General features: G+C 47.1%; 10 protein-coding genes. All 10 read left to right on the forward strand.

The features are described 5' to 3' along the window. Nucleotides 1–361 precede the first annotated feature (361 nt). The 10 genes from AAIH57_RS24775 (at nt 362) to AAIH57_RS24820 (ending at nt 14,221) form a co-directional block, all read left to right on the forward strand. Nucleotides 362–778 (forward strand): pyridoxamine 5'-phosphate oxidase family protein, encoded by a 417-nt coding sequence (locus AAIH57_RS24775; protein ID WP_095291705.1) that lies wholly within the window; start codon nt 362–364, stop codon nt 776–778. 483 nt (nt 779–1,261) lie between these two features. Further along, nucleotides 1,262–3,523, forward strand: coding sequence for a bifunctional 2',3'-cyclic-nucleotide 2'-phosphodiesterase/3'-nucleotidase (locus AAIH57_RS24780; protein ID WP_430023382.1), 2,262 nt, complete (start codon nt 1,262–1,264; stop codon nt 3,521–3,523). Nucleotides 3,524–3,733: 210 nt separating this feature from the next. After that, nucleotides 3,734–4,777 carry an EAL domain-containing protein gene (locus tag AAIH57_RS24785; RefSeq protein WP_430023383.1) on the forward strand — a complete coding sequence of 348 codons (1,044 nt, stop codon included), beginning with the start codon at nt 3,734–3,736 and terminating at the stop codon, nt 4,775–4,777. Between the two features lie 226 nt (nt 4,778–5,003). Beyond that, nucleotides 5,004–7,100, forward strand: coding sequence for a methyl-accepting chemotaxis protein (locus AAIH57_RS24790; RefSeq protein WP_430023385.1), 2,097 nt, complete (start codon nt 5,004–5,006; stop codon nt 7,098–7,100). A gap of 140 nt (nt 7,101–7,240) precedes the next feature. Further along, nucleotides 7,241–8,533, forward strand: a complete 1,293-nt coding sequence (locus AAIH57_RS24795; protein ID WP_430023386.1) for an arsenic transporter — start codon at nt 7,241–7,243, stop codon at nt 8,531–8,533. Between the two features lie 744 nt (nt 8,534–9,277). Continuing rightward, nucleotides 9,278–10,210: a phosphate ABC transporter substrate-binding protein PstS family protein gene (locus AAIH57_RS24800; protein ID WP_430023387.1), complete on the forward strand. Its 933-nt coding sequence runs from the start codon at nt 9,278–9,280 to the stop codon at nt 10,208–10,210. Nucleotides 10,211–10,324: 114 nt separating this feature from the next. Then, nucleotides 10,325–11,260 (forward strand): phosphate ABC transporter permease subunit PstC, encoded by a 936-nt coding sequence (gene pstC, locus AAIH57_RS24805; protein WP_246310863.1) that lies wholly within the window; start codon nt 10,325–10,327, stop codon nt 11,258–11,260. A 2-nt stretch (nt 11,261–11,262) separates the two neighbouring features. Then, nucleotides 11,263–12,150, forward strand: a complete 888-nt coding sequence (gene pstA, locus AAIH57_RS24810) for a phosphate ABC transporter permease PstA (RefSeq protein WP_175395944.1) — start codon at nt 11,263–11,265, stop codon at nt 12,148–12,150. A gap of 12 nt (nt 12,151–12,162) precedes the next feature. After that, a complete protein-coding gene (gene pstB, locus AAIH57_RS24815; protein WP_175395826.1) occupies nt 12,163–12,918 on the forward strand; it encodes a phosphate ABC transporter ATP-binding protein PstB in 756 nt (251 codons plus the stop codon). Between the two features lie 250 nt (nt 12,919–13,168). Next, on the forward strand, nt 13,169–14,221 hold the full coding sequence (locus AAIH57_RS24820) for a phosphotransferase enzyme family protein (protein ID WP_430023388.1): 1,053 nt from the start codon (nt 13,169–13,171) through the stop codon (nt 14,219–14,221). Nucleotides 14,222–14,240: the final 19 nt, after the last annotated feature.

The raw sequence follows: 14,240 nt of genomic DNA on the forward strand, positions 1-14,240 counted from the left end.
TCACCATAGGTGGGGTGGGTACACTATAAGTACAGGCTTTTATGTCACAACAACTTATATAAGCAGGCCGATGGTTATGCGATAACATGAAGAACTGAGGAAGCCCACAAGACGGGTGATTAATAAGCATATTTAATGCACTTGGCCTAGCAATCCCAGATTTGAAGAGCTGGGGAGTAGTGAAGGGGACGGAATCGATTCTGAAGAAGCGTGAGCGGTCGCGTTTGTCTCTGAATTATAACCTTATAAAGATCAAATCAAGAAAATTTAGAGACAACAGCGATCGGAAGAACGATCCGTAACCGTAACAATTGCCCATATGCTCATCAAAACAAACCCCAAACCGGAAGGAGCATGTCCCATGAATAAGACTGAACTGGAACAAAACATTGTAAAGGCATTGGAAAACAACCCTTTTTGCAGCTTCTCCACTGTGGAAAATGGTAAACCGAAATCACGCTATATGGCGCTTTTTAACGATGGCATGAATATTCATCTGGCGACGAACCGCCGTACCCATAAGGTGGAGGAGCTTGAGAACAACCCGAATGTAAGTCTTTTGCTCGGCTACGAGGCAGGTGGTTCCAAAGAAGTGGTAGAGATTGAGGGAACCTGTGAAGTGACCAAAAATGAGAACCTGCGCGAAGAAGTATGGAATGATGAACTGAAAGCCTGGTTTGACGGTCCGAACGATCCGAATTATGTCATTTTGGATATTACACCGGTTCGGATTGAATACACAGGCAAGGATCATGAACATCAGGTGTGGGAACAGTAACATAATCCCAATAAAGCACCTTTTGGAGTAGAAGGGATGATCGGCCCCAGCTATATCTAAAAGGACATATTAACCGTGGATGCCAAGTGGCTTCACGGTTTTTCTATGGAAAAGAACAAGGGAAATTGGATATACATGTAAGCCGCGTGTAATATACGTATTTAACACCAAACGTAAACTATATATTAACAAAAATAGCGAGAAAAATGTCGAAATTCCGCATGATTATGTAAAGTTATCTCCATATGTGCGGATAAAGTAAAAAATAATGCTTTTCAACCGCTTCACATTGCGTTATGATTTGGAATGTAAACGATACGCACAGATATGAATAGATGTTCATGTGAGATAAACTAACCTGAAATTCTGCTGGTAGAGACCGGGGGTTCCAGTACGCACAACCCATGAAATCTATCCTATTTCTGCGCCTATTCGTTTGCATACTAAGGCATGATTCAATGTACATAACCGGGAGGGGTTATTTTGAGAAAGAACAAAAAAGTATTATCGAGCCTGACTGCCGCTTTGGTTGCATTAAACGTGCTTGCAGTATTTCCGGTACCTGTATCGGCTGCAGATGCTGCCAAGGTAAAATTGCGGATCATGGAAACTACAGACATTCATGACAATCTGATTAACTATGACTACTATTCCGATAAAAAGACGGATGAGTATGGCTTGGCCAAAACAGCCACGCTGATCAAAAAAGCGCGTGATGAAGCGAAAAACAGCCTGCTGTTCGACAATGGTGACCTGATTCAGGGTAACCCGCTTGGAGACTATGTAGCCAAAATCGATCCACTTCAAAAGGGTGAGACTCACCCTGTATATAAAGCAATGAACCTGCTCGATTATGATGCAGGAAACATCGGGAACCACGAGTTTAACTATGGTTTGGATTTCCTGGACATGACGCTTGAAGGCGCGAACTTCCCTTATATTAATGCCAATGTCTATGTGGATGACGGTGACGACGATGAAACCAATGACAAGAACTACTTCACGCCATATGAAATTTTGGACAAAAAAGTAACGGATGAAAGTGGCAAAGAGCACACCATCAAGGTAGGTGTCATTGGATTTGTACCGCCACAAATCATGCAGTGGGACAGCGCTAATCTGGAAGGCAAAGTCATTGCCAAGGATATTATCGCTACCGCTAAAAAGTTCATCCCGCAAATGAAGGCTGAGGGCGCAGACATTATCGTGGCGATTCCCCACTCCGGTTTTGAGGATATTCCTCAAACGGATCTGATGGAAAACTCGGTGTTATACCTGAGTCAGGTGGAAGGCATTAACGCCATTTTGTTTGGACATGCCCACAAAGTGTTCCCAAGTGCTGATTTTGCCGGCAAAAAAGGCGTAGATCTTGAAAAGGGTACTATTAACGGTGTTCCTTCCGTTGAGCCAGGTTTCTGGGGTGACCACCTCGGGATCATCGACCTGGATCTGGAACTGGTAGACGGCAAATGGAATGTGGTGGACTCCGCAGTTGAGGCGCGTCCAATCTATGACACTGCCAACAAAAAGGCACTTGTTGATGCCGACCAAGAGATCGTCGATGCTGTTCATGAGGAACATGAAGGCACACTTGAATATGTGCGTGGCCCGGTTGGAGAGACGACTGCACCAATCAACAGTTTCTTCGCATTGGTTCAGGACGATCCATCCATTCAGATCGTGACAAATGCACAGAAATGGTATGTGGAGAAACATATGCAGGGAACAGAATATGAAGATATCCCGGTATTGTCTGCTGGAGCTCCGTTTAAAGCCGGCGGCCGTTCAGGTGCTTCGTATTACACCAACATCCCTGCAGGAACTATTGCGATCAAGAATGTAGCAGATCTGTACGTTTACCCAAATACGGTACATGCGGTTCTGGTTAACGGCGCCGAAATCAAGGAATGGCTCGAATGGTCTGCAGGCCAGTTCAACCAGATCGACCCGTCCAAGGGTGGACAACAGCAGCTGATCAACATGGATTTCCCAACGTATAACTTCGATGTCATCGACGGCGTAACCTATCAAATTGATGTGACACAGCCAGCAAAATATGATGCAAAAGCAACCGTTGTTAATGCATCGGCAAGCCGGATCAAAGATCTGAGCTTTAATGGCAAACCGATTGATCCGGAGCAAAAGTTCATCGTGGCGACGAACAACTATCGTGCTTCCTCGTCCAAACTGGCCAATCCGGACGGCAAACGTATCGTTCTGGCTGCACCGGACGAGAATCGCCAAGTGATCATTGACTATATCCGTGATAACAAAACGATCAATCCGGCAGCGGATGGCAACTGGTCCTTGGCGCCAATCAAGCCTTCGGCAAGTGTAACTGCAGCAGCGCTGAACGATCTTGAAGTGGTGTTCGCATCTTCACCGGATGCCAAAGGGCTGGTTGAAGCAAACCCTGCGATGTCTTTCATTGGTACCAATGATGACGGTTTTGCTGAGTATGGCTTGAAACTGACTGGAGAAGCGACAGCAACTCCAGAACCGGGTACGACGGAGCCTGCTCCAACGCCAACGCCTGCTCCGACACCAGCACCAACACCTAAACCTGTGCCGCAACCTGAGAAACCAGCAGGCGGTAAAGTCGTGTATGTGGTGAAAAAAGGGGACAACCTGTACCGCATCGGGTTGAAGTATGGTGTGGACTGGCGCAAGCTGGCTACAACCAACAAAATTTCAAATGTGCACCAATTGAAAGTTGGACAGAAAATCGTAATTCCCGCTTCATAATTAATAAGCGGAAAATGAAGACCGACAGTCATCAGACTGTCGGTTTTTTTCTGCAAATATGTTTAAGACTGCAGCAATAACGTTCATACAGGAAGTCATCAAAACAGTAGAGATTAATTTTATGACCCATGCTATAATATTTACAAACTTTGGGTATATACCAGTAAAGATTAATTGAAATAGAATCATATACCGGCAAGGGGGTTCTACATGAATTGCAGTGGCTGCAGTCCAATCTATCCAATTGAGGATCAAGGTACTCTGTATCTGCGTCCCGTTTCCCCTGTTTTGCTGGAAGCGCTGCGAACGTTGGGTGTGCATGTTGAACATTCGGAAGAAGCAATTTGGATGGCTTATTCGAGTTCTGATTCAGTACTCAACTGGCTAAAGGAGATACAGGAGCTCGAAAAGACCCTGGCAGAGTCCATTACAGTACAGGTAACTCCGATCCATGAAACAGCTGCTCCGACAGGCTGGATTAGTTCTCAGATGCTGGAATCCCGATTCAAGCATGCAGATCTGGTGTCTATCATTCTGAACAATCAATTCAGCAGTCACATGCAGCCCATTGTCGATGCAAGGGAACAGATTATCGGATTCGAGTTCCTGCTGCGACCTGCCGATAATGGAGTACCATTTAGTCCTTATGATTTGTTTGAGGTTGCCCGCGATACTGGTCTGCATTCCTTCTTGGATCGGACCGCAAGGATTACGGCGATCGAGACAAGTGCAGCTTTTTTGCCTCATGGTGTTAAACGCTTTGTCAACTTCCTGCCTTCCTCTATATACAATCCCGAATATTGCCTGACCCATACGTTTGAAGCCATTGAGCGACTGGCACTGGATCCCAAGGATTTTGTGTTTGAAGTGGTGGAAACGGAACAGATCCAGCATATGTCCATCCTGCAGCATATCTTCTCGGTGTATCGTTCCCGTGGAATGTCGGTTGCACTGGATGATGTCGGGGCCGGTTATTCGACCATTGAATTAATGAATCGGTTGGAGCCGGATTTTGTCAAAATCGATCGAAGTTTAATCGATCAATGTGATACCGATCAGGTCAAACAACAGCAAATTATCGATATTGTCGAGATGTCACGCCGGTTTGGGGGACGTGTGCTCGCGGAGGGGATCGAACGAATGGAGGAATTTGATTTTTGTCGTTCGATAGGCATTGAATTGGCTCAGGGATACTACTTTGGCAAACCATCAGCTCAGCCGCCGCAGGGTCCATATCGCCAAACGTCTGCCTAGATACATAGGCTCGATAATAGAATACATAAACAAGTCACTTCGGATAAACGGGGTGGCTTGTTTGATATGTCATGTCATTTTTTTCAATCAAATAAATACGAACTTTTAGCCGATATAAAAGATAAGCCTGTACATCCATTCAGGTCTATAAAATAAGGGTTTAGCTTGACATGGAGAGGGTCCTACATACAGAAAAAGACAGATTCATATTTTTAGGGGGAGAAGCATGATGGGTGAAGCTCTGGATCAAGGGAAAGCGAAAAGTGCTGCCAAACCAGCCAAACAGAAAGAGAATAAAGCAAAAAAGAAGAACAAGAAGAAGGGCTTCGTCTGGAGTATACGCAATAAATTACTGGTATCGTTTCTGGCTGTATTACTGGTGCCCAGTCTGATCATTGGGATGATTACGTTAATGATCGCGGATCGCACGGTGGAGGGCCAACTGATGGATAGTGCCAAACAAAGTGTAAGCACGACTAACTCAATGATTGACACCCTTGTAAATGCGAAGATTCATGATATCAATTATTTTGCCGATTTGATTGGAACGGACTTGCTTAGTAGGGAAAATGGCAGTTCTGAGGCCGAGGTGAAACTTCAGCAATATTTGGGATTGCATCCTGATGCGATGAATATATTCGTAGGAACTGAAGATGGCATTATGATTCGGGGAAAAGAAACAGCAGGCAGTGCGGAGGGATCCAATTATGACCCACGGGAACGGGATTGGTACAAACTTGCAATGGAGAGCCCCGGAACTCCTGCAGTCTCGGCTGTATCCAAGAATACAGATGGAGTAACCGTTGTTTTTATTTCCAAAACGTTAGAGGATCAATCCGGTGTGGTGGGGTTGTCCTTGGATCTGACGGATCTTAGCGAGCAGGCTTCCATCAAGGTGGGCAAGGAAGGATATGTCATCATCCTGGATGCGGAGAAAAACTATATCTCCTCACCTGTGGTGGAATCCGGTACACAAGAAACGTCCACAGAACTTGATCCCATGTACGCAGGCAAAGAAGGAACGTTTGATTACACCTACAATGGTGAATCCAAAATGATGATCTTCTCAACCAATGAAGCAACGGGCTGGAAAATTGCCGGTACGATGAAAAAAAGTGAACTGTCCCATGCCAGCCAAGACATTCGTATGGCAACGTTAATCGTTATTTTGGCTGCAACTTTCCTTACGCTGATATTTATTATCTGGTTTACGCGTTCCATGCTGCGTCCAATCCGGCGTTTGCAAGAGTCTGCCAGAGCGGTGAGTAAGGGCGATCTGACGGTCAAAATGGAAACCGGACGAAAAGACGAGGTAGGCGAACTCGCCAAGTATTTTGAACGTATGGTAGATAACCTCCGAATGATGATTCTGGGTGTGCAGGAAACGACGGAACAAGTATCGGCTTCCTCCCAGCAATTGTCCGCAAGTGCGGAGCAAACAACCAAAGCCATAGAGCATTCAACACAGTCTATTCAGGAGCTTGCGGAAGGCGCTGAGCAGCAAGTCAAAAGTGTAACGGACGGATCGGGACAGATGGGCCGTATGGCTGAAGATGTTCGCATAATGTCTGAACGCATGCAGTCCATTACAGCGAATATGCGGAATACATCCGGAGCAGCTTATTCAGGGAATGAAGCCGCAGGACAGGCTATGGAACAAATGGCCAGCATTCAGGAGACGGTGGAACAACTGGCAGTGGTGGTTCAGTCTCTGAATGCGCGGTCCACAGAGATTGGCAATATGGTTGATATCATTGCGTCCATATCCAAACAGACCAATCTGCTTGCATTAAATGCATCTATAGAAGCGGCAAGAGCGGGTGACGCGGGTCGTGGTTTTGCCGTGGTAGCGGGAGAGGTTCGGAAGCTGGCGGAAGAATCGGGCAGCTCGGCAGCACAAATTGGTGAGCTCGTTCATAATATTCGCCTGGACATGGATGCTGCGATGAACGCCATGACAGCTGCCCAAACCCGAGTGGAGGACGGAATTCAGGCAGTAAACACATCAGGACAGTCATTCGCCCAGATCCGGGAGGCCGTTGAAGATGCGGCCCACACACTTGATGATCTGTCTCAAACAACGAAACAGCTGGAGGATGGGGCGGCTCGTGTTGCGCGAGCCATGAATGATATTTCCACCGTAACCCAGGAGAGTGCTGCGAATACGGAATCAGTTTCGGCTTCCTCCGAGGAACAGCTGGCCTCTGTAGAAGAGATCGCTTCGTCTTCGGCACATCTGAACAGTATGGCGGAACAGTTACAAGGACTGCTGGGCATGTTCAAGATGGTGGAAGAAACATCAAAAAACAAGAATCAAGCGTAACCCGGTGAGAGCACCTATTCATATAAAAAATAAAGATAGACAATCCTCCTGCTGCCCTGTATAACTATATCGTCTGGTTTTTCGCTTCAATTGCGGTGTATTTATAATAGTAATGATAGGCTAAAGGTACAGGGGGATTTATGACATACGCAGCAATACTAATTTTTGCATTGACGGTTACATTGGTGATCTGGCAGCCTCGTGGACTGGGGATCGGTTGGTCTGCCTCAGGCGGGGCCTTGCTGGCACTGCTGTGTGGTGTCGTCAGCCTGAATGATGCCGCCGATGTGGCATCCATTGTATGGAATGCAACGCTGGCATTTGTCGGCATTATTATGATTTCATTGATCCTGGATGAGACCGGGTTTTTCGAATGGGCGGCCCTTCATATGGCGAGATTGGCTGGAGGAAACGGACGCAGATTATTTATTTATTCCATTTTACTCGGAGCAGCCGTGTCCGCTCTATTTGCCAATGATGGGGCGGCGCTCATCTTGACTCCGATTGTCCTTGCCATGGTGCGAGCGCTCAAATTCGATGAACGCATGGTACTTGCGTTTGTCATGGCAAGCGGATTTATTGCCGATACAACGTCACTGCCGCTGATTGTGAGCAATCTGGTGAATATTGTATCTGCCGATTATTTCGGTATTACATTTGTAGAGTATGCCGCGCGGATGATGGTTCCCAATCTGTTTTCCATTGTGGCGAGTACGGGAATGCTGTTTCTGTTTTATCGTAAAAGCATACCGCTGTGCTACGAGATCTCCGCTGCGCGTGACCCCAAGGAAGCCATTCGCGATCCGCGGATGTTCCGTATTGCCTGGTTGATGCTTATGCTGCTGCTGGTTGCTTACATCTCCAGTGAGTTTCTGCCGATTCCGGTATCGGTTATCGTTGGCGCAGTCGCTCTGCTGTTTGCCATGATGGCGCGCAAGAGCGAAGCGGTTGACCTGAAGCGTGTCGTCAAGGAAGCGCCATGGTCGATTGTGGTATTCTCGGTAGGCATGTATATCGTGGTGTACGGGCTGCGTAACGCAGGGTTAACAGACCATCTAAGCCGCTGGCTTGATGCCATTGCAGAACATGGCCTATTTGCTGCTTCGCTTGGCATGGGTTTAATTGCTGCGGTATTGTCATCGGTGATGAACAACCTGCCAACCGTCCTGATTAATGCACTGGCGATCCAGGGGGCACACACCGAAGGCATTGTTCGAGAAGCGTTGATTTATGCCAACGTGATCGGATCCGATCTGGGTCCAAAAATGACTCCGATTGGTTCACTGGCCACATTGTTGTGGCTGCATGTGTTGTCACGGAAGGGCGTTAAGATTACATGGGGATATTACTTCAAGACAGGTGTGATCCTGACGATCCCTACATTGTTAATCACCCTGGCTGGACTGGCATTATGGCTGTGGATCATGGGTTAGTATAAACCTTCTCCAGATTGGTTCAGCACTCTTTGTTCTCGTGTAAATAGGCCAGTCCATCTTATTTCGTCAATAGTATTGTTGGTTGATCTTTCGTAAAAGGCTGCTTTCACTCTGGTGTACCATGCACCTGAGGAGAGGCAGTTTTTTTATTTTCTTCTATATATGAAGTTTAAATATTATTTACAAAAAGACGTTAAACAAGACCAGCCTTTTATTGGCTGGTCTATTTTATTTTCTTACCTCCCCCAGACGGTGGATTGAAACGTCTGGAAGCGACCAAACAACACCGAAGCAGTGGAGGGGACGGAATCGATTCTGAAGAAGCGAAGCATTCGCCTGCTGCCTGGAGTTTTTAACATTACATTGGAACGGAGAGGACAGAAATAATCTGTAGAAGCGAAGCGCTCGCCTTTATCACCGGATTTTTACCAAAGGGAAAAAATGAATGAAATCCGGGGATAACAGCGATCGGAAGATTGTTCTGTCAGCGTAGTGGCACTATGTAATTTACGTGAGGCCGAGCCAATACAGCGATCGGAAGAACGATCCGGAACGGGAACGGTCGCTCGATTGTTGATCTTTGTCTTCCATATACTTCAAAACACCGCCCATAATTTTAACATTGCGTTTACAAAACATTGATTTTGAGATGACATACCGAAACTACAATGATAAAAGAGTTGATGGTGAACAAACAAATTCACAAAACGCCATCACTACATTGGGGGAGGAAAACAAAACATGTTTAAAAAGTTGCCGTTTATTTTGATGACCTTAACGTTCGTACTGGTACTCGCAGCATGCGGATCCAAAAATGACGCTGGTACAGAGGGCGCCGCAAGCAATGGTTCAGGATCAGGCGAAGCAGCTGCTGAGCTTAGCGGAAACATCCTGGCTGTTGGTTCAACAGCACTGCAACCTCTGGTAGAGCAAGCTGGACAAAAATTTATGGCAGTTGATGAATATAAAAATGTAACAGTTCAAGTGCAAGGTGGCGGTAGTGGTACGGGTCTGACTCAAGTATCCGACGGACAAGCTACAATCGGTAACTCTGACGTATTTGCAGAAGAGAAGCTGGAAGACGAAGCAAAAGCAAAAGAACTGGTTGATCACCAAGTAGCTGTTGTAGCTATTGCGCCAGTAAGCAACAAAGATGCAGGTGTAGAAGACCTGACGAAGCAACAACTGATCGACATTTTCTCCGGTAAAATCACAAACTGGAAAGATGTTGGCGGTGCAGATCAAGCGATCGTTATCGTTAACCGTCCTAGCAGCTCCGGTACTCGTGCAACATTCGAGAACTTCGCTCTGGGAACGAAAGTAGAAGATATCCAAGGATCCATTCAAGAAGATTCCTCCGGTACAGTGAAGAAGCTCGTGTCCGAGACTCCGGGAGCAATTGGTTACCTGGCTCTGTCTTACCTGGATGACAGCTTGCAAGTATTGAAATACGAAGGTGTAGAAGCAACAGTTGAGAACGTAGAAGCTGGAACATATCCAGTATGGGCTTACCAGCACATGTACACTAAAGGTGAGCCGGATGCAGCGACTAAAGCATTCCTCGACTATATGTTGAGTGACGAAATTCAACAAAACGACGTAACGGAGCTGGGTTACATTCCGGTATCCGGTATGAAAGTGAAACGCGATGCAGCGGGTAACTTGAGTCAATAATCTTTGAACTTGCGCATACAGCGAGAGAGGCGGACTAAGGTCCTGCCTCTTTGCGCGGTTTGAACTGAAATAATCCCATATTTTACATTACTCTATTATAGAAGGATGGTTGTTATGGAACAGACCGAAGGGGGAACGGTAATGAACAGCAAGTTGAAGTCACGCCGGCCCTTGAGAGAGAAACATTTCTGGGAAGAGTGGACAGGACGGATCTATACGTCGATTTGTGTCGTGTTATTGATCGTTGTCATGTTTTCCATCGTTTTTTTTGTAGCGTCCAAGGGTCTCTCAACCTTTTTTAAGGATGGCGTAAGCCTGAGTGAATTCCTGTTCGGCAAAACGTGGAGTCCATCGTCAGAACCAGCAGCCTATGGAGCATTACCGTTCATCACCGGTTCCTTCACAACCACCCTGCTGGCAGCCCTGATTGCAAGCCCGCTCAGTTTGTGTGCGGCACTCTTTATGACGGAGATTGTTCCGGGTAAAGGGAAAAAGATCCTACAGCCTGCAATTGAATTGTTGTCCGGTATTCCGTCCGTCGTATACGGTTTTATCGGTCTGAGTGTTATCGTGCCTTTATTGCGCAGCATCTTCGGCGGAGCCGGCATCGGGATTGCAGCCGGATGTTTGGTTCTGTCTGTTATGATTCTGCCTACCGTAACAAGTATCATGGCAGATGCTCTGTCTGCTCTGCCCAAAGGCTTGCGTGAATCGTCCTATGCTCTGGGCGCTACGCGCTGGCAGACGATCTACCGTGTTATTATTCCAACGGTTCTGCCAGCCTTGCTGACAGGGATCGTTCTGGGGATGGCGCGTGCCTTTGGTGAAGCACTGGCAGTACAGATGGTTATTGGTAATGCTCCGCATGTACCGACATCCCTGCTTGAATCAGCTTCCACTTTAACAAGTGTAATCACCCTGAGTATGGGTAATACCACGATGGGTTCTGTTCATAATAATGCACTCTGGAGTATGGCGCTTGTATTGCTTGTGATGACGTTTGTATTCGTTATTCTGGTTCGCTTGCTCGAAAGGAGGAACCGGGTATGAAAATGAAGGCGAAAACGGTAGATAAAATTGCTACGTCTGTCATTGTTGTTTTAGCCCTGTTCATCGTCGTATTGCTGCTTGGTTTGCTTGGATTTATCCTGTTTCGGGGCGTGGGACAAATTAACTGGCACTTCCTGACGAGTGCACCGCAATTGCTCAAAGGTGGCGGCGGAATTGGTCCACAGCTCTTCAACTCGATCTTCCTGCTGATCTTAACCCTGATTATTACCATTCCGCTCGGCTGGGGCGGAGGAATTTATATGGCGGAGTACGCTAAGCCAGGTAAGATTACAAGTTTCATCCGGTTGGTTGTCGAGGTATTGTCCTCATTCCCGTCGATCGTTATCGGTTTGTTCGGTCTCTTGTTGATTGTTAATACGTTCGGTCTTGGCTTCTCCCTGATCTCGGGAGCCATGGCGCTCGCGATATTCAACTTACCGCTCATGGTGCGGACTACGGAGCAGGCTTTCCGGGCTGTACCGAAGGAACAGAAGGAAGCAGGACTGGCACTTGGTTTGTCCAAATGGAAGATCATTACCTCCATCCTGCTGCCGGTGGCGCTGCCAAGCTTGATTACTGGTACAATCCTGGCTTCCGGCCGGATTTTCGGTGAAGCAGCAGCCCTGATGTTTACGGCTGGAATGAGCAGTCCGCCACTGGACTTCACAGACTGGAATCCGACGAGCCCAAGATCGCCGCTCAATCCGTTCCGTCCGGCAGAGACACTTGCCGTTCATATCTGGAAAGTCAACAGTGAAGGCATTGGGCCAGATTCCAAGGAAGTGGCAGCAGGCGCTTCAGCCGTGCTCGTTCTTCTTGTGCTGGCGTTCAATCTGAGTGCACGCTGGATCGGCCGGGTTGTATACCGCCGCATGACAGCTTCGAAATAAGGAGGAACCAACATGGCCATACCTTTCGGTACGGAACAGTTAAGCATATATTATGGACATTTTCAGGCGGTTAAGCAGATCAGTCTGACGTTTCCTGAAGCCAGTGTAACAGCGCTGATCGGACCTTCAGGTTGCGGGAAATCCACGTTCTTGCGGTCCCTCAACCGCATGAATGATGAGATTTCCGGCTCCCGCACAGAGGGACACATCTGGATGGATGGTAAAGACTTGAACGAGCCAGGCACGGATGTAATTAAACTACGCCAGAAAATCGGGATGGTGTGGCAGAAGCCAAATCCTTTTCATAAGTCCATCTATAACAATATCGCGTTTGGCCCCCGCTACCGCGGTATTAAAGGTAAGAAGGATCTGGATGAAATTGTGGAAAAAAGCTTGCGCCGCGCTGCGCTGTGGGATGAAGTGAAGGACAGACTGAACGAGTCGGCCCTGTCCCTCTCTGGTGGACAACAACAGCGTCTGTGTATTGCTCGGGCATTGTCTGTTGATCCTCAAATTTTGCTGCTCGATGAGCCGGCATCTGCACTGGACCCGGTATCTACCGGTAAAGTGGAGGAATTGATTTCCGAGCTGAAGAAGGATCTTCGGATCGTCATCGTAACCCATAACATGCAGCAAGCGGCACGCATCTCGGATTACACAGCTTATTTTTACCTGGGAAGCATGATTGAGCATGGGGATACGGAGCATATCTTTACCAACCCGGACAACCGTTTGACGCAAGAATACATTATGGGACGTTTCGGTTAATTGAAGTTTGAAGTGCATTGCATTGGATAGAGTGTAATAAAAAAGATAACTAGAGACGAAAGCATAACACCCAAACGACAAAGTTTGGGGTTATGCTTTTTATATTTTAATAATGGTAGAGTTTGCCATGGTAAAAACAATCATGCTACGATAACCAGAGTTACGCTGACTTTTCACGTTTGCAGATTTACATTCAAAGGATTAGCGATGGAAGACCGATCACCTATAAACCCCGAAGGAGTTGTTAACTGTGGCGACGCCCCATGAACGATCGCTAGACAACTTGGCAGCTGAGGTTATAACACACTACCCCTTGAATAATCCATTAGTTTCTTTTATCCGTCACAATGAAAACCTGACGTATCAAGTCGTTGATGAGGCAAGCGGACAGAAGTTTCTGCTGCGTATACATAAGGCTGCTTTTGCGAGCATGACGGGGATTCAGCATACACGCCCGGCACTGGAAGCGGAGATGAATCTTCTCCATGAATTGAAGTCAACTGCCGGATTACGTGTTCAGATTCCCGTTCGTAATTCATCTGGAGATTGGGTTACGGTCTGGCTCTCGGAAAGTGGGGAAGAGATCTGTTGCACGGTGCTGGAATGGATTGAAGGCAGAGACATTCAGCAAGGAGAGCGACTGACTGCGGAGCAAATTCATGACCTGGGGGAGCAGATGCAGACGCTTCATCAGTATGGTCGTGTACATAAGACATCTGAGACTTCTGGTCAGGGATCGGAAGAGGCAGCTTTTCGGGCAGACCAGACCGATGTTCGCCCATCTTACGGCAGCATCAAGGAAAATCTGAACATGCTCAGGCAGCTCGAGGAAGGCGTTAGATTAAGCATTTTTACTCCAGAAGATTTTGAACTGATACGTGAGACATTCGATAATATCAACAAACAGCTGGAAGCATACCCCCACCATGCGGAGACATGGGGAGTGATTCACGGAGACATCACCCGGGGCAATTTGCTGGTGACGGAACAGGGGATTTCCATGATAGACTTCTGTTTGTACGGTTATGGTTACTATCTCTTTGATGCTGGAGGTGCGGCCTTGATCTTCAACCGGGAAGAACGGGATGTGTTCCTGTCCGGGTATACGAAACAAAGGGCCCCGCTCACGGAACAAGAGATCAGGCTGATGGAAGGATTCATGCTGATCTTTACGTTTGGCTATTTTGCCTTCCAAATGGGAAACGAGTCCAGGCATGAGTGGATGAAGGATCGGATGCCCAAGCTTTGCAGCAAGTATTGCCGGCCATATATCCAGAATCAACAAATCTTCTATGATCTATAGCCTATTTCGTAATCAGAAA

It is taken from the genome of Paenibacillus sp. MABNR03, from assembly GCF_050455445.1.
Lineage (GTDB): Bacteria > Bacillota > Bacilli > Paenibacillales > Paenibacillaceae > Paenibacillus > Paenibacillus xylanilyticus.

Bases quoted from the DNA above. Each gene is read 5' to 3' on its own strand.
- pstA (WP_175395944.1), top strand. From the start codon at position 11,263: ATGAAGGCGAAAACGGTAGATAAAATTGCTACGTCTGTCATTGTTGTT.
- AAIH57_RS24800 (WP_430023387.1), top strand. From the start codon at position 9,278: ATGTTTAAAAAGTTGCCGTTTATTTTGATGACCTTAACGTTCGTACTG.
- AAIH57_RS24795 (WP_430023386.1), top strand. From the start codon at position 7,241: ATGACATACGCAGCAATACTAATTTTTGCATTGACGGTTACATTGGTG.
- AAIH57_RS24775 (WP_095291705.1), top strand. From the start codon at position 362: ATGAATAAGACTGAACTGGAACAAAACATTGTAAAGGCATTGGAAAAC.
- AAIH57_RS24785 (WP_430023383.1), top strand. From the start codon at position 3,734: ATGAATTGCAGTGGCTGCAGTCCAATCTATCCAATTGAGGATCAAGGT.
- AAIH57_RS24790 (WP_430023385.1), top strand. From the start codon at position 5,004: ATGATGGGTGAAGCTCTGGATCAAGGGAAAGCGAAAAGTGCTGCCAAA.
- pstC (WP_246310863.1), top strand. From the start codon at position 10,325: ATGGAACAGACCGAAGGGGGAACGGTAATGAACAGCAAGTTGAAGTCA.
- pstB (WP_175395826.1), top strand. From the start codon at position 12,163: ATGGCCATACCTTTCGGTACGGAACAGTTAAGCATATATTATGGACAT.